At 34.1% G+C, this 16,439-nt stretch carries 15 protein-coding genes and 2 tRNA genes; 16 read left to right on the forward strand and 1 reads right to left on the reverse strand.

The features are described 5' to 3' along the window. The first annotated feature begins 59 nt into the window (after positions 1 to 59). From CVU84_16265 to tsaD, 13 genes are all read left to right on the forward strand, one after another. A complete protein-coding gene (locus tag CVU84_16265) occupies positions 60 to 524 on the forward strand; it encodes a chemotaxis protein CheW (protein PKM93372.1) in 465 nt (154 codons plus the stop codon). Positions 525 to 738: 214 nt separating this feature from the next. Then, positions 739 to 1,182 carry a hypothetical protein gene (locus tag CVU84_16270; GenBank protein ID PKM93373.1) on the forward strand — a complete coding sequence of 148 codons (444 nt, stop codon included), beginning with the start codon at positions 739 to 741 and terminating at the stop codon, positions 1,180 to 1,182. 4 nt (positions 1,183 to 1,186) lie between these two features. Next, positions 1,187 to 2,422, forward strand: a complete 1,236-nt coding sequence (locus tag CVU84_16275) for a homoserine dehydrogenase (GenBank protein PKM93374.1) — start codon at positions 1,187 to 1,189, stop codon at positions 2,420 to 2,422. 12 nt (positions 2,423 to 2,434) lie between these two features. Continuing rightward, on the forward strand, positions 2,435 to 3,658 hold the full coding sequence (locus CVU84_16280) for a cofactor-independent phosphoglycerate mutase (protein PKM93375.1): 1,224 nt from the start codon (positions 2,435 to 2,437) through the stop codon (positions 3,656 to 3,658). 29 nt (positions 3,659 to 3,687) lie between these two features. Continuing rightward, entirely contained in the window at positions 3,688 to 4,899 is a 1,212-nt protein-coding gene (locus CVU84_16285) for an aspartate kinase (protein PKM93376.1), read from the forward strand. Positions 4,900 to 5,072: 173 nt separating this feature from the next. Further along, on the forward strand, positions 5,073 to 7,214 hold the full coding sequence (locus tag CVU84_16290; GenBank protein ID PKM93377.1) for an RNA-binding transcriptional accessory protein: 2,142 nt from the start codon (positions 5,073 to 5,075) through the stop codon (positions 7,212 to 7,214). Positions 7,215 to 7,330: 116 nt separating this feature from the next. Further along, positions 7,331 to 7,756: a tRNA (adenosine(37)-N6)-threonylcarbamoyltransferase complex ATPase subunit type 1 TsaE gene (locus CVU84_16295; GenBank protein ID PKM93378.1), complete on the forward strand. Its 426-nt coding sequence runs from the start codon at positions 7,331 to 7,333 to the stop codon at positions 7,754 to 7,756. A 35-nt stretch (positions 7,757 to 7,791) separates the two neighbouring features. Then, complete coding sequence (gene tsaB / locus CVU84_16300) at positions 7,792 to 8,496, forward strand: tRNA (adenosine(37)-N6)-threonylcarbamoyltransferase complex dimerization subunit type 1 TsaB (protein ID PKM93379.1); 705 nt, start codon at positions 7,792 to 7,794, stop codon at positions 8,494 to 8,496. 206 nt (positions 8,497 to 8,702) lie between these two features. Beyond that, entirely contained in the window at positions 8,703 to 10,994 is a 2,292-nt protein-coding gene (locus CVU84_16305) for a hypothetical protein (protein ID PKM93380.1), read from the forward strand. A gap of 136 nt (positions 10,995 to 11,130) precedes the next feature. After that, entirely contained in the window at positions 11,131 to 11,361 is a 231-nt protein-coding gene (locus CVU84_16310; GenBank protein ID PKM93381.1) for a hypothetical protein, read from the forward strand. Positions 11,362 to 11,605: 244 nt separating this feature from the next. After that, positions 11,606 to 12,532 (forward strand): ribonuclease Z, encoded by a 927-nt coding sequence (locus CVU84_16315; GenBank protein ID PKM93382.1) that lies wholly within the window; start codon positions 11,606 to 11,608, stop codon positions 12,530 to 12,532. Positions 12,533 to 12,576: 44 nt separating this feature from the next. Beyond that, positions 12,577 to 13,173 (forward strand): hypothetical protein, encoded by a 597-nt coding sequence (locus CVU84_16320; GenBank protein PKM93383.1) that lies wholly within the window; start codon positions 12,577 to 12,579, stop codon positions 13,171 to 13,173. 23 nt (positions 13,174 to 13,196) lie between these two features. Continuing rightward, on the forward strand, positions 13,197 to 14,222 hold the full coding sequence (gene tsaD, locus CVU84_16325) for a tRNA (adenosine(37)-N6)-threonylcarbamoyltransferase complex transferase subunit TsaD (protein ID PKM93384.1): 1,026 nt from the start codon (positions 13,197 to 13,199) through the stop codon (positions 14,220 to 14,222). A gap of 134 nt (positions 14,223 to 14,356) precedes the next feature. Here the strand turns inward: tsaD and CVU84_16330 are convergent, their stop codons facing one another. Then, a complete protein-coding gene (locus CVU84_16330) occupies positions 14,357 to 14,863 on the reverse strand; it encodes a ferritin (GenBank protein PKM93385.1) in 507 nt (168 codons plus the stop codon). 349 nt (positions 14,864 to 15,212) lie between these two features. Between CVU84_16330 and ispD the strand changes: the two genes are divergently transcribed. From ispD to CVU84_16345, 3 genes are all read left to right on the forward strand, one after another. After that, a complete protein-coding gene (gene ispD / locus CVU84_16335) occupies positions 15,213 to 15,956 on the forward strand; it encodes a 2-C-methyl-D-erythritol 4-phosphate cytidylyltransferase (protein ID PKM93386.1) in 744 nt (247 codons plus the stop codon). Between the two features lie 75 nt (positions 15,957 to 16,031). Beyond that, positions 16,032 to 16,117 (forward strand) — tRNA-Ser (locus tag CVU84_16340). Between the two features lie 55 nt (positions 16,118 to 16,172). Next, positions 16,173 to 16,264, forward strand: a tRNA-Ser gene (locus tag CVU84_16345). The last annotated feature ends 175 nt before the right edge of the window (positions 16,265 to 16,439 follow it).

Here is a 16,439-nt window from a genome sequence, read left to right on the forward strand (position 1 = left end):
ATTTTCTTATATACAAGTAAGGTTCTGCATAATTAATTAAATGCATAGGAGGAAAGATTATGGCAACATTACAACAAGTAGTATTCAAGCTAGATAAAGAAGAATATGGACTGGATATCATGTGTGTCAATGGTATTGAAAAGTACCAAGAAGTCGTAAAAATCCCAAACGCACCAGAATATGTTGATGGAATTATTAATTTGAGAGGTGAGGTTCTTCCAGTTTTTAGTTTAAGGAAAAAATTTCATCTTACCGACAAAGAAAAAGACGATAAAACTAAGATTATCGTGGCCTTTACAAATAATATGAAAGTTGGTTTTGTAGTAGATACCGTTATAGAAATATTAAATATTGATGAAGAGAATATTGAGGCAACTCCAAAAATTCTTACAGGTATTGACCGAAGATATATTAAGAGCGTTGCAAAAGTTGAAGATCGCATGATTATCTTATTAGATGTTGAACTAGTTGTAACAGATGAGGAGAAAATTTCTCTAGGTGAAGTAGTGGAGCTTGTAGAATAATGAATGATATTATGAGATGATTTTTATAAATTTAAGGAATATGATTTGCTTGTAATCATATTCCTTTTGTGCTTTCAGTAATGTAGTTAAGCAACCAATTCTTAAGGATAAAATGAAATTAATTTAAAAACTACTTGATGTTTCTTGTCACCTATGATATTATCTTTCGAGAGAATACATTTGTTCTTCTGAAAAAAACAAAAAGGTGATGAGCATGCCAGACACTGCAAAATATTATATCATTACAAGTAAAGCTTTGCCAGAGGTTTATTTAAAAGTGGTTCAAGCTAAACAATTGATTGAAAAAGAGAAAGCAATGACCATACAAGAAGCTGTTGATGCAGTAGGTATTAGTAGAAGCTCCTTCTATAAATACAAAGATGACATCTTTCCTTTTTATGAGAATTCTAGAGGTGCTACCATAACATTAGGTATGGGAATAGACGATGAACCTGGCGTTCTATCGGGAGTTCTTCACAAAATCGCAGATTATAAGGCAAATATTTTAACTATTCATCAAACCATTCCAATAAATGGAGTGGCTAATATAACTTTAAGCATCGAGGTTTTACCATCAACAGGTGACATTCAAGAAATGATTAGCGACATGGAGGCTTACGAAGGAATCCATCAAGTGAAAATTCTAGCTAGGGAGTGATAAGATGATAAGTGTAGCAGTACTTGGATATGGAACAGTAGGTTCTGGAGTCGTGGAAGTGTTAAATAAAAATAAAGAGAGCATTAATAAAAAGGCAGGGACAGAAATCAACCTAAAATATGTTCTTGACCTAAGAGATTTTCCGGGCTCATCAATAGAGAATATTTTAACTCATGATTTTGAACAAATATTAAATGATGATGAAATTAAAGTGATTGCGGAAGTTATGGGCGGCATTGAACCAGCATATACCTTTGTGAAAAGCGCTTTGACCAGAGGTAAAAGCGTAGTAACATCTAATAAGGAGCTTGTTGCTAAGCATGGTGCTGAACTTTTGGAAATCGCAAAGGAAAATAATATTAATTTCATGTTTGAGGCAAGTGTTGGTGGAGGAATACCAATTATTAGACCACTCAACCAGTCTTTAACTGCAGACGAAATATATGAAATTACAGGGATATTAAACGGTACTACAAATTTTATTTTGTCTAAAATGTCAGAAGAAGGATTATCCTTTGACGATGTATTAAAGGAAGCTCAAGATAAAGGTTATGCAGAAAGAAATCCTGAAGCAGACGTTGAAGGACATGATGCTTGCAGAAAGATTGCGATCCTTGCTTCATTGGCGTTCGGGATGCATGTTGATTACGAAGATATTTATACGGAGGGCATTACCAATATATCGGCTAAAGATATGACATATGCAAAAAAGCTAGGTTTAGATATTAAGCTACTAGCTACTTGTAAGAAGGTAGAAGATAAGATTTATGCAATGGTCGCACCAATGTTGATTGACAATTCTCATCCATTATCTCATGTACATGGAGTATTCAATGCAATATTAGTAAAAGGCAATGTAATAGGTGAAGTCATGTTTTATGGTAGAGGTGCTGGTAAGTTACCAACAGCGAGTGCAGTCGTAGCAGATATAGTGGATGCGATTAAGCACTTAGGTAGAAACGTTATGTCATTTTGGAGCACTAAAAAAATGGAACTTATGTCAATTGATAATGTGAGCTTTGGTTATTTTATCATAGCTAAGACAGACTTTTTTCCAGCAGCAAGGGATAGCGTAGTAAAGATATTTGGCGATGTGAATTTTGTGAAATTAGATGATAGAGAGGAAGAGATCGCTTTTGTTACGACTAAAAGCACAGAGAAAGACCTGCAATGCAAGTTAAAGGCTTTTGATGCTCAAACCTCAATACTGAAAATAGAAAGTGCCATAAGAGTAGGTTAAGGAGGAAAAACAATGAAGTATGTTGTAATTCTTGGCGATGGGATGGCAGATGAACCTTTAGAGCAATTAGGATTTAAAACGCCATTAGAGGTTGCCAATAAGCCTACAATAGATAGATTGTCTATGAAAGGACAGTTGGGTTTAGTGAGTACAATACCTAAAGGTATGTCACCAGGAAGTGATACTGCAAATCTATCAGTTATGGGCTATAATCCTGAAAAATATTACACAGGTAGATCACCACTAGAAGCAATTAGTATGAATATTTCAATGAAGGATACGGATATTAGCTTTAGATGCAATGTTGTAACCTTGTCTGACGAGGGAGATTATGATGAAAAAATTATACTTGACCATAGTGCAGATGAAATTACTTCTGAGGAAGCAAAGGAGCTTATCGCAACCATTGAGCAGAATTTTGGGACTGAAATATTGCATTTTTATCCGGGTGTTAGCTATAGACATGCATTAATCTGGGAAGGTGGATCAACACAAGTTGACTTAACACCTCCTCACGATATTTTAGATAAAAGAATTGGAGATTATTTACCAAAGGGAAATGGTGCAAAAGAAATTTATCAAATGATGAAATCTAGCTATGACTTATTAGCCAATCATCCAGTAAATTTAAGCAGAAAAGAAAGAGGTCTTAATCCTGCAAATTCAATTTGGATTTGGGGAGAAGGTAAAAAACCGATGTTACCGTCCTTTGAAGGAAAATATGGACTTAAAGGTACCATGATTTCAGCTGTAGATTTGCTAAAAGGAATTGCAATTGCAGCAAAAATGGAAAGTATAGACATCGTTGGTGCAACTGGTAACCTAAACACCAATTACAACGGTAAAGCAGGTGCTTGTATTGATGCTCTAAATAGAGGCCAAGACTTTGTATATCTTCATGTTGAGGCACCTGATGAATGTGGGCATAGAGGTGAATTAGAAAACAAAATTAAATCTATTGAATACTTGGATGATAAAATAGTTCGACCAATAGTAGAAGCCTTAGAGAGAATAGGATATGATTTTAGAATTTTAATTCTACCCGATCATCCAACACCAATAGCAAGAAGAACACATACGAGTGATCCAGTGCCATATATTCTATATGACAGCTCTTCAAATGAAAATTCTGGTTTAACATATACAGAACAAAATGGTGCTCTATCTGGCATACACTGTATAGAAGGGCACTTACTCATGGATTATTTACTAGAGAAAAGAAGTAAGGTCAATTAAAAATTTATATTCACCTAGGAGGAAGAAAAGTGCTTATAGTTAAAAAATTTGGCGGCAGTTCAGTTGCAAATAAAGAACGTGTTTACAATGTAGCAAATAGAATTATTGAAGAGTATACAGCAGGCAATGAAGTGGTTGTAGTATTATCTGCACAAGGAGACACTACAGATGATCTTTTAGATAAAGCAAGAGAGATTAACCCCAATCCATCAAAAAGAGAAATGGATATGCTTTTAGCAACAGGTGAACAACAATCAGTCGCGCTCATGGTTATGGCTCTTGAAGCTTTAGGATATCCAGCAATATCATTAAATGCTTATCAAGTGCCAATGCTTACTACATCTACTTACGGAAATGCTCGATTGAAAAAAATCGACCCAGACAGAATTAGAACTGAGTTAGATAGAAGAAATATTGTCGTAGTTACAGGCTTTCAAGGAATGAATAGATATGATGATATTACAACCCTTGGACGTGGTGGTTCCGATACTACTGCAGTTGCTTTAGCAGCAGCACTTGATGCTGATAAATGTGAAATATTTACCGATGTAAATGGTGTTTATACTGCTGATCCAAGAGTAGTAAAAAATGCAAGAAAACTTGACGAAATCACATATGACGAAATGCTAGAGCTTGCATCCTTAGGTGCAAAGGTTCTGCATAATCGTTCAGTAGAGTTAGCGAAAAAGTATAATGTAGAATTGGTTGTTAGATCAAGTTTAACTAGAGAAGAAGGAACAATTGTTAAGGAGGAATGTAAAATGGAAAAAATGCTTGTGAGTGGTGTTGCATCTGATAAGGATGTTGCTAGAATAGCGGTAATAGGTATTAAAGATGAGCCGGGTAAAGCCTTCATTTTGTTTTCCCTATTAGCAAAAAAAGGTATTAATGTAGATATCATTCTTCAATCAGTTGGTAGAGATAATACGAAGGATATTTCCTTTACATTGCCAACCAATGATTTGACAGAAGCGGTAAGTATTATTGAAGATAACCTAGATAGAATCTCAGGAACAAGAGTTGAAATTGATAAAGATGTAGCAAAGGTATCACTTGTAGGAGCGGGAATGGCTTCAAATGCCGGAGTGGCATCTAATATGTTTGAAGCATTGTATGATGCAGATATCAATATTAAGATGATATCTACATCTGAAATCAAGATATCAGTACTTGTAGATGAAAAGGATGCTGAAGCAGCAATGAATGCAATACATGAACAATTTAAACTTGCGTCAAAATAAAGCAGTTTAAATTATAGGGCCGTTTCTAAATAGAAGATGATTCTATTGGGAGACGGCTCTTTTATATTTTACTAGGAAAGTTCTGCACAAGTAATTGGAATCCAATCAATAGTTGGTATTTATACCACTTTCTGATATAATAGGTAAAGATTTATTTTTAAGGAGATCGTAAAATGGATATTTTAAAAGCACTGGAAAAAGAATTTAAACTGTTAGAATGGCAAGTTAAAAACACTGTAGAATTGATAGAACAAGGAAATACCATTCCTTTTATTTCTAGATACAGGAAAGAGGTTACAGGCTCCTTAACGGATGAGGTATTAAGAGACTTTCACGAGAGATGGCTATATCTCAACAATCTTGAAGCTAAGAAGGAACAAGTAATTGGAAGCATAGGAGAGCAAGGGCTGCTAACTGAAGAACTTAAGGCACAAATTATTTCTGCTAAAACCTTAGTTGAGGTAGATGATTTATATAGACCTTTTAGACCGAAGAGAAGGACAAGGGCTACAATAGCTAAAGAAAAGGGATTAGAGCCCTTGGCGATGGAAATCATGCTTCAAAAGTTAACTATTCCTGTTGTTGAGCTTGCTGCGGTTTATGTTAACCCGGAAAAGGAGATTCATACAGCTGAAGAAGCAATAGACGGAGCAAAGGATATTATTGCTGAAACGGTATCAGATGATGCAGACTATAGAAAAGAAATTAGAAATCTGACCTTTACAAAAGGTAAAGTTGTTGTAAAGGCTAAGGATGATAAAGTAGCTTCTGTATTTGAAATGTATTATGATTATACTGAGGATATTAAGCAAATTGTTGGGCATAGAATTTTAGCAGTTAACAGAGGTGAAAAAGAAAAAATATTAACAGTTAAGTTAGAGGCACCAATTACAGAAATCATTTATTATTTAAAAAAGAAAGTGATCGTCTCTGACAATCAATATACAATGCCTGTTTTATACGAAACGATTGAAGATAGTTATAAGAGATTAATTGCTCCTGCAATTGAACGTGAAATTAGAAGCGCATTAACTGAAAAAGCAGAAGAAGGTGCAATTAAGGTCTTTGGTAAAAATCTTGAACAGCTATTAATGCAACCACCAATTCATAATAAAGTGGTGTTGGCTATTGACCCTGCCTTTCGAACGGGTTGTAAAATTGCTGTAATTGATGGAACGGGGAAGGTGCTAGATACAACGGTTATATATCCAACACCTCCAAAGAGTGATATTGAAGGTTCCAAAACTGTACTTAAAAAATTGATTGATAAACATAAAGTCGAACTCATATCAATAGGAAATGGAACTGCATCAAGAGAATCAGAATTGTTTGCGGTAGAACTGATCAAGGAGATCAAGCAACCAGTGCAATATATTATTGTTAACGAGGCTGGAGCATCAGTTTATTCTGCTTCTAAGCTTGGAACGGAAGAATTTCCACAATTTGATGTTGCACTTAGAAGTGCTGTTTCAATAGGTAGAAGACTTCAAGATCCATTGGCGGAACTGGTTAAAATTGACCCGAAATCTGTAGGGGTTGGACAATATCAACATGATATGAACCAAAAGAATTTAGGAGATGCGCTATCTGTTGTTGTTGAAGATTCAGTAAACAGAGTCGGAGTAGATTTAAACACTGCTTCACCATCTCTTCTTCAATATGTTTCGGGTATCAGTAAAGCGCTTGCAACAAATATCGTTGCCTATAGGGAAGCAAGCGGTAAGTTTTATAGTAGAAAGGAATTACAAAAGGTTGCTAAGCTTGGAGCCAAGGCATTTGAGCAATGTGCAGGCTTTCTTAGAATAACCGATGGGAAGAATCCGTTAGACAACACAGGAGTTCATCCTGAAAGCTATGAGGTAGCAACCAAGCTGCTCGCAGAGATGGGTTATAAATTAGAGGATGTTAAGAGTGGACAACTGAAAGAGCTTAGCAAGGCTACAAAGGATCTTGAAGTCTTAGCTAAAAAACTCGATGTTGGCGTACCAACTTTACAAGATATCATTAAGGAATTAGAAAAGCCAGGTAGGGACCCAAGAGAAGAGATGCCTAAGCCAATTCTTAGAACTGATGTGTTAGAAATGGAAGACTTAAGTGATGGTATGATTTTAAAAGGTACAGTAAGAAATGTAATTGATTTTGGTATTTTCGTAGATATTGGAGTTCATCAAGATGGACTTGTTCATATATCGCAAATATGTAATAAGTTTATTAAGCATCCATTAGAAGTAGTTTCGGTAGGAGATATTGTAGATGTTAAGGTATTGAGCATTGACCTACAAAAGAAAAGAATTGCCTTGAGTATGTTAATTTAACCGATGTGCAAGCGAAGCTTGCAGTCGGTTACGAAACCCTAGCGAATGCAGAGGTTTTGTAACAGTTACTACAAAAAAGTAAAATGTAAATTTCTATAAGTAAGGAGTATGATTTTATGATAGCTGTTTCACAATCACCAGAAGAAACCATGAAAGTGGGTAAACAAATCGGATTAAAAGCAGAAAAGGGACAAGTTTATTGTCTTGTTGGTGACTTAGGGGTAGGTAAAACAATTTTCACGAAAGGATTTGCAAAAGGACTAGGAATTAAAGAACAAATAACAAGTCCAACCTTTACAATTGTGAATGAATACGAAGGTGATAAGCTTTCTTTGTACCATTTTGATGTTTATAGAATTCAAGAGCTTGAAGAAATGGATGAAATTGGATATGAAGATTATTTTTATGGAGAGGGAGTAACTTTTATTGAATGGGCGAATTATATTGAAGATTTGATACCAGAGGATGCAACCTGGATTTATATTGAAAAAGACCTTTCTAAAGGGTTAGATTATAGGTTAATTACAATACAAAATACTTAAAAAAGTATTAGCTCTAATAAAGTGAAGGTGAAAAAATGAAGGTATTAGCTATAGAAACGTCTGGATTGGTTGCTTCAGTTGCGATTGCTGAAGATCATAAAATTATCTGTGAGTATACAACAAATTTCAAGAAAACGCATTCGCTCACTTTAATGCCCATGCTTGAAGAGATTAAGAAAGCTGTTGACTTGGACTTGAAAATGTTAGATTTAATTGCTGTTTCAGGTGGGCCAGGTTCCTTTACTGGACTTAGAATTGGGAGTGCTACGGCTAAGGGCTTAGCTCATGTACTGAATGTACCGATAGCATCGATACCAACACTCGAAGGATTAGCAAATAATATCGATCAAACAGATTTGCTGATTTGTCCATTGATGGATGCTAGAAGACATCAGGTTTATACGGCAATATATGAATATCAGGATGGTTGTATTCGGCCACGAACAGATATGATGGCAACAGAGATTGATACTATTATAGAGAAAATATTGAGTTATAATAAAGAAGTAATATTTCTAGGAGATGGATTCGCACCTAATGAAGAAAGGATAAAAGAGCTTCTAGAAGGGCGAAAATGGCACCTAGCAAGTCCCAACAACAGAATTCAAAGGGCGTCTTCCATTGCACTTTTAGGCGTTAGATATGCCGAGGAAGGAAAGCTTCAAAACTATATGGAGCATGCGCCTATCTACTTAAGAAAACCACAAGCTGAGAGAGAATATGATGAAAAGCACAAATGAAATTAGAGCGAAAGCTCTTTTTTTGTTTGCTAGGAAAGTTTTACTTGTGAAATTGGAAAAGCGGCAGATAGGTAACGAGAATTTTAACTCGGCACTGCCGATTTCTTTATTTTCTATGAAAGTTTGTCTTAAAATGCGCTTCTCGTAACAACATAAGAAGCTTTTGTATAAAATAATATATACACAAAAAACAATGAGGAGAAAATATGTCAATCGATAAGGAAGTAACCTTCGATCAGTTAAAAATAAATTACGATTTTAAGACGGTACTTGAAAAGAGCCATGGCTATAGCAAATTGTTTCCGGGAAATACTGATCTTCAAAACATGTTGGAAACTATTTTAAAGCTAGGTAACAATCAACACATATATATTTCAAATAATAAAGGGTCGAAAGCTGAAGAATTTCTAATTGAGCTTTTAAGTCAAAAAGAGAACAAAAGCTATGAATGGGGATACGTATATAATTTTCAGCAACCAAATTTTCCGATGCTTATAAAGCTTGAGAATGGACAAGGTGATTTGTTCAAGGAGATGGTAGAAGGTAGTGTTATTACAACCTTTGAAGAAAGCAAAAAATGCTTTAGTAGTAAGGAAATAAAAGATGTTGAAAAAGATATGAAGGCTCAAATATTAGAAATCAGTGAAAAGGAACTTGAAGTATTAAAAAATGATGCGAAGGAACTTGGCTTTTCAACTCACGTAAGTGATAAAGGTATTTTTTTCATTCCCATTATTAATGGTAAGAAAATTAGTGAAACTGAATATGACAACCTTGATGCAAAGGAGCAGGAAGTAATCATCAAGGATTTAGACATTATGGAAAAAAAATCCATAGATGTTATGAAGAAAATCAAGAAATTAAAAAAGGATTCTAAAAAAAAGATAAAGGCATATAAAGAAGAAATTATTACGCAGGTTGTGGAAAAAAACTTTGATGAATTAAAAAGTTTAGATTGGAAATATGTGCCTATAAGCAATTATATAGATGACGTTAAGAAGGACTTAGAGGAGCAGTTAAAGAAAATATTCTTAAAGATAAATAGACAAGAAGTAGAAAAATATAGTGAGCTTATACAACTAGAAAAAATAGAGAAGGAAAATAAGTATAAATATCTAGTGAATCTTTTGGTTAACCCACAGCGTGTAATATATGCTAATAAGATAACCTATTATGAGCTTTTTGGTAAAATTGAATATATAAACGACTCAGGTGTATTTGTTACTGATTTTACTCATATTCAAAGCGGACTTATGCAGAGGGCTAATGGAGGTTATATAATACTTGATATCAATGATGTAATTGGAAGCAAATTGATATGGGATAAGATTAAAAAGACATTAATTGAAAAAACAATTGAGTTTGACCCGATCAGGGAACAATTAGGTGCGTTACCGGTAAGGACGATAATACCTGAGAAAATGCCATTAGACGTGAAGGTTATATTAATTGGTGAAGAAAGCATTTATAATATTTTAGCTGAGTATGACACTGAATTCAAGGCTATATTTCCTTATCATCTAATAGTACCAGATGAAGTTGAAGCAAATGAGGAAAATATTTCAGCCTATATAGCATATTTGAAAAACAAAGAATTAACTGATTTAGCTAAAAAAAGAATAATAGATTATTGTATTAGGTATACAGGTAATAAATCTAAGCTTACAACTAAATTAACTCAAGTGGATAAGCTAATTAGCATTGGTGAATTTTTTGCAAAGGAAGATTGCGAAAAGTATATTAAAGAGAAGCACATAAAAAAGGGAGAAGAGGAATTAATCAAGCATTACAACTATTATATTAAAATGCTTGAGGAATGGATAACTTCTAATCAGTTGATTCTGGATGTAACTGGTAAGAAAGTAGGTCAAATCAATGGGTTGTCTGTGAATCGATTCGTAGATTTTCAAATTGCCTTTCCAATAAGAATTACAGCTGGAATACATGCTGGAGAACAAGGAGTAGTTAGTATTGAAAAAGAAAACAAACTCAGTGGTAAGATTTTTGGGAAAGGATTAAGTATTATTACTAGCTATATTAATAGTATTTTTGCGAAAGAAAAGCCACTATCTTTTTGCTGCTCTATATGTTTTGAGCAAGTGTATGGTGAAATAGAAGGTGATAGTGCATCCTGTGCCGAAATATATACTGTTTTATCAGCGCTTTCTAATATTTCTATTAATCAAGGAATAGCAATTACGGGTTCGGTAGATCAATTTGGCAATGTTCAACCTATCGGAGCGGTATCTAATAAAATTGAGGGTTATTATAATGTATGCAAATTAAAAGGACTAACAGGGAAGCAGGGAGTTATTGTTCCAAATAAAAATATTCAGGATATTGTTTTGAGTGATGAGTTAATGCAAGTGATACAAAGACAAAAATTCCATATTTTTGGAATTGATAAAATTGAAGAAGGGGTACCTATACTAATGAATACAACCTTTAAAAGAGTTAAAAAGGTAGCCAGCGTATTCGTAAATCAAATGCAAGCATAAGCTTGCATTTGATGGCTTGAATATAGTACGAAGCCTCTATAAGCATTGGATGCATGTTCCACTATACATAGCAATAGACACAGAGTATAATGAAAAAGACCATTAAAGATGAAATATTTTGAAGGGGGTGTGGACAATGACTGGGGAAAACAAAGAAAACAATGAGATTAAATGCAATCAATGTGGACAAGTCATACAAGACACAAGTGCTTACGAGGAGTATCTTGAGGTTTCTAAGTCATGGGGATATTTTTCGAATAAAGACCTTCAAACACATACATTTCATCTATGCGAATCGTGTTATGATGGTTTAATTGAAAAATTTATAATTCCAATTGATATAAAAAAAAACAATGAGGCTATCTAACAGGTAAAGCGTATGATATAATAAATTCATGCGCTTTATTTTTTATTAAGAAAGTTCTGCATAACCAATTGGAATAGCGGCAGATGTATAGCAGAGGTTTTAATTCCGCGTATAAATAACAAAGATATTTAACGCTGCACAGCCGATTTTCATGTTTTGTTAAGAAAGTTCTGCATAAGCAATTGGAAAAGCGGCAGATGCATTACTAGAATTCATAATATTATTAGAAGAGGAAAATATAAATATGTTAGACGTATGTTTATTAGGTACAGGGGGTATGATGCCATTGCCATATAGGTGGTTGACTGCTCTTATGTTAAGGTACAACGGTAGCAATATGTTAATAGATTGCGGTGAAGGCACACAAATCACGATTAAAATGCAAGGATGGAGTTTTAAGGCGATTGATCTTATTTGTTTTACTCATTACCATGGAGATCATATTAGTGGGCTCCCGGGGCTTCTATTAACGATTGGTAATTCAAATAGAACAGAACCATTAACATTAATTGGACCAAAGGGATTAGAAAGAGTAGTTAATGGGCTTCGAGTGATAGCGCCAGAGTTACCTTATGATATAAAATTTATTGAAATTAATGAAGCATATGAAAGCCTTCATATCGGTCAATATAATATTGAAGCATATAGAGTAAAACATAACATCATTTGCTATGCATATAATGTAAACATTAAAAGACTGGGCAAATTCGATGCAGATAAAGCGAAGGCTAATAATATACCACTTAAATATTGGTCTCCTCTTCAAAAGGGGAACACATTAGAAGTTGATGGACAAGTATTGACCCCTGATATGGTTTTAGGAGAAAGTCGTAAGGGTTTGAAGATTAGCTATTGTACAGATTCAAGGCCTGTTCAACAAATTGAAACATATGTTAAGGATGCAGATTTATTTGTTTGTGAAGGCATGTATGGAGAAGAAACAGAAGAAACAAAAGCAAGTGCATATAAGCATATGACCTTTGAAGAAGCTGCAAAGCTTGCAAAGAATGCAAAAGCGTTAGAACTTTGGTTAACGCATTTTAGTCCTTCTCTAGTTTATCCAAAAGATTATTTGCATGTTGCTAAGAAAATATTTCAAAATACTGTAATTGGTAAGGACCGTATGACTAAGACTTTCAAGTTTGATGATGAAGCTTCAGAGGATTTATAAAATGTACGATATAATGATAGATTATAAAACTAAGAGGTGATGAGATGAGAAAACTAATAGCAATAATCATTCTAATAGGCCTTGGGGTAACGCTATACTTTTATATTGGAAAGAAGCTTGAAAATAATGATAAGGAAACAGGGACGAATGGACTTATTGAAGAAATGATAATCCCACAAGCGAAGGATAATTATGATGGACTTTTAAAAAAGGTTAGAAAGCTTCAAGAAAATCCGGATCAACTAGCAGAGTTTAACTGTATGATTACAAAGTTAATGTACACTGGTAAGCAAAGCAATGAAGAAATAGCACTACTTCTTAAACTTCAAAGGGAGTACTATTCAGAAGAAACATTAAATAACAATCCAGAAGATGTTAATCTAGAAAGATTACTTGAGGAGCTAGAGAAATACAAAACAGCTAATTATACAATTATGGGATATAAGGTGATTGGTCCACAATTTGTAGATGCTGAAGCAGGGAAGAAACCAGTTTTGATATTCAATGTTATTTATTATATGAATGTTACTACCAAAGATTTAGGAGAGGTTTATAAAGGATATGTATACGAACAAAACGCTGAAAAGCTTTGGGAATTGAAGGGTTTTGGCTCAATAGAAGATTTTTCTATTATTAATTAATCTTCACTATTCACTTAGGAGATATTATGGAAAAAGACATAACAATACTTGCAATCGAATCATCATGTGATGAAACTTCTGCAGCCGTTGTCGTTAACGGAACTAAAGTTTTATCTAATATTATTTCATCTCAGATAGAACTACACAAAAGATATGGTGGAGTTGTACCTGAAATTGCTTCTCGAAAACACATTGAGAAGATAAACCCTGTAATACAAGAAGCTTTGGATGAGGCGCACATTACCTTTGAAGAGTTGGATGCAATAGCCGTTACATACGCCCCAGGTTTAGTTGGGGCTTTACTTGTTGGTCTAGCGTCTGCAAAAGCCATTGCTTTTGCGAGTAACAAACCATTAATTGGAGTACATCATATTGAAGGACATATTTGCGCCAACTATATTGAAAACCCCGAATTTAAACCGCCATTTATTTGTGCAGTTGTTTCGGGGGGACATACACATCTTGTTTATGTGAAGGATTATGGGGATTACGAAATATTAGGTAAAACGCGTGATGATGCAGTTGGTGAAGCTTTTGACAAGGTGGCTAGGACGATCGGTTTAGGCTATCCAGGTGGCCCTAAAATTGATGCGCTAGCTAAATCAGGAAATAGCAAAGCAATAGACTTCCCAAGGTCTTATTTAGAGGCTGGTTCTTATGACTTTAGCTTTAGTGGTATTAAGTCTGCAGTTTTAAATTATATTAATCAAAGTGCAATGAAAAAAGAAACTATTTGTGAAGCCGATATTGCAGCTTCTTTTCAAGCGGCAGTTATTGAAGTTATAGTTAACAAAACAATAAAAGCTGCAAAGGAGCATAACATAAACCAAATAGCTTTGGCAGGTGGAGTTGCAGCAAATAGTAAGCTTCGTGAAGAAATGCAAAGAGCATGTGATGAAGAAAAAATTTACTTACAATATCCTTCTATGATTTATTGCACAGACAATGCAGCAATGATAGGAAGCGCAGCTTATTATGACTATTTAAAAGGGGTTAGGCATGGCATGGAGCTTAATGCAGTACCTAATTTGAAAATTGGAGAAAAGTAATCATAAAAGAAATTATGATTTCCACATAATATAGATAGGAACAAGTAGCAATAGTAAATCCCTCAATAAAATAAGCCGATAAATGATGTGTTAATATGTCATTTATCGGCCTTTCTATATTGTGAAATTCGATATTATTTTACGGGCGGAGTGAATACTCGTTGAGCCAATTCAGAATCTATCGCATATAAAATACTAACATCACCATTAGCTCGTTTTAATTTTTGAATAATTGCTTTGAAACTTGCTTCTTCTTCAACCTGCTCGTCAATAAACCATTTCAAAAAGCTAATTGTAGCATACTCCTTTTCTTCAGTAGCAATTTCCATCAATAGATAGATTCTGGAAGTGACAAATTTTTCGTGAGCAAGAGATCTTTCGAAAACATCTAAAGCGTCTGAATAATCTGAAGGAGGAGTATCAAATCCTTGGATATCTATAGTAGAATCCATTTCATTGATATAGTTGAAAAACTTCATTGCATGGAACCTTTCTTCTTCTGCCTGTACTTTGAAAAAGTTTGCAAAGCCATCTAAATCAATGGAATAACAGTAAGCCGCCATTGCTAAATATAAATGAGCAGAATAATACTCATATTTGATTTGAAGATTTAGTTCTTTTACTAATTTTGTGCTAATCATAATGATACCTCCGTATTGTTATATTATTTGCAAATAATAGCTACTTTATCATAAACATGGATACATTACTTGTTAAAATAATAAGAAACCAATTTTAGCACATATAGAGCCTTTGTTGTGTGCATAAATGCATTCATTGTTTATAACTAAGATGTTTCTTGATATGAATAAAGCCTAATACTAGTATAACAATATTTTCTTAAGAAATATAGTATTACTTAATATTAATTATTAATTGTTATTCAGATGTTAAAAAACTGAATAGGGCTTTTCAAAATAATTAGAATGATGTAGAATAAATAAGGATATCAATACATATATATTAATATTTGCTTTGGAGGGAAAAGCTATGAAAACAAAGAAAATCGGAGTAATTATTCCTGCTGCAGGGCAAGGGAAACGTATGAAGGCCGATACGAGCAAACAATATATTGAAGTCGAGGGAAAACCTATTTTAGCGTACACAATTGAAAAATTTCAACAATCAAGCTTAGTAGATGAAATTGTAATTGTGGTTGGACAAAATGAGGTTGAGTATGTTGAGAAATATATAAAAAACAGATATAACTTTACAAAGATAAAAAGCATTATTAAGGGAGGGAAAGAAAGACAGGACTCAGTTTTTGAAGGTTTAAAAGTTTTAAGTCAGGACATTGACATTGTATTGATCCATGATGGAGTTAGGCCCTTAATAAGGATCGAGTCTATTGACTTCATTATTGAAGAAACAATAAAATATAAAGCTTGTATATTAGGAGTAAATGTTAAAGATACTATTAAAGTCATTGATGAATATAAAAATGTTGTAAACACACCTGATCGAAATCAACTCTATGCTATTCAGACACCACAGGCCTTTCAAAAAGAACTTATTTTACTAGCATACAAGGAAAGTATGAAGGATGGTTTTCGTGGCACGGATGACTCAACACTTGTTGAACGTTACACCGATACGAAGGTGAAGATAGTTGAAGGAAGCTACATGAATATTAAAATTACAACACCAGAGGATTTTATATTCTTCAAAGAGTATATGAACTGTTCTGCAAAGAACACAACTAACGCCAAGATAAAAGGAAAATTTTTACTTTAAAAATCTCTTGACATGGGACAGAAGATATGATAAATTAATTAAGCGCCAAGAGCGCGAAACATCCTAAAACGACATGGAGAGGTGTCCGAGCGGTTTAAGGAGCTGGTCTTGAAAACCAGTGACTCCGAAAGGGGCCGTGGGTTCGAATCCCACCTTCTCCGTTTTTCAAAATCAAATATGATTTTGAAATGCGAAATGCATAGTGTTAAGTTGTTTGGAGAAGTACCCAAGCGGCTGAAGGGGTTCGCCTGGAAAGCGGATAGGTCGTTAATAGCGGCGCGAGGGTTCAAATCCCTCCTTCTCCGTCAGATTTTATCATTGACAAACAATTAGACATATGATATAATATTTTTCGCTAACGTTATGAAAAAGTTAGTAAAAATGAACAAACAGAACCTTGAAAACTGAACAGTAAACCAACCAATTAATTCAAGTAATGACTCAGTTTTCGCGTAAGCGAAATACTGAACAGGTTTTATCGAT

It is taken from the genome of Firmicutes bacterium HGW-Firmicutes-1 (assembly GCA_002841625.1).
GTDB lineage: Bacteria > Bacillota > Clostridia > Lachnospirales > Vallitaleaceae > HGW-1.

Excerpts from the sequence above, each read along its gene's own strand:
- CVU84_16290 (PKM93377.1), top strand. The coding sequence starts at position 5,073 with ATGGATATTTTAAAAGCACTGGAAAAAGAATTTAAACTGTTAGAATGG.
- CVU84_16320 (PKM93383.1), top strand. The coding sequence starts at position 12,577 with ATGAGAAAACTAATAGCAATAATCATTCTAATAGGCCTTGGGGTAACG.
- CVU84_16295 (PKM93378.1), top strand. The coding sequence starts at position 7,331 with ATGATAGCTGTTTCACAATCACCAGAAGAAACCATGAAAGTGGGTAAA.
- CVU84_16315 (PKM93382.1), top strand. The coding sequence starts at position 11,606 with ATGTTAGACGTATGTTTATTAGGTACAGGGGGTATGATGCCATTGCCA.
- CVU84_16275 (PKM93374.1), top strand. The coding sequence starts at position 1,187 with ATGATAAGTGTAGCAGTACTTGGATATGGAACAGTAGGTTCTGGAGTC.
- tsaB (PKM93379.1), top strand. The coding sequence starts at position 7,792 with ATGAAGGTATTAGCTATAGAAACGTCTGGATTGGTTGCTTCAGTTGCG.
- CVU84_16280 (PKM93375.1), top strand. The coding sequence starts at position 2,435 with ATGAAGTATGTTGTAATTCTTGGCGATGGGATGGCAGATGAACCTTTA.
- CVU84_16265 (PKM93372.1), top strand. The coding sequence starts at position 60 with ATGGCAACATTACAACAAGTAGTATTCAAGCTAGATAAAGAAGAATAT.
- ispD (PKM93386.1), top strand. The coding sequence starts at position 15,213 with ATGAAAACAAAGAAAATCGGAGTAATTATTCCTGCTGCAGGGCAAGGG.
- CVU84_16305 (PKM93380.1), top strand. The coding sequence starts at position 8,703 with ATGTCAATCGATAAGGAAGTAACCTTCGATCAGTTAAAAATAAATTAC.
- CVU84_16270 (PKM93373.1), top strand. The coding sequence starts at position 739 with ATGCCAGACACTGCAAAATATTATATCATTACAAGTAAAGCTTTGCCA.
- CVU84_16330 (PKM93385.1), bottom strand. The coding sequence starts at position 14,863 with ATGATTAGCACAAAATTAGTAAAAGAACTAAATCTTCAAATCAAATAT.
- CVU84_16310 (PKM93381.1), top strand. The coding sequence starts at position 11,131 with ATGACTGGGGAAAACAAAGAAAACAATGAGATTAAATGCAATCAATGT.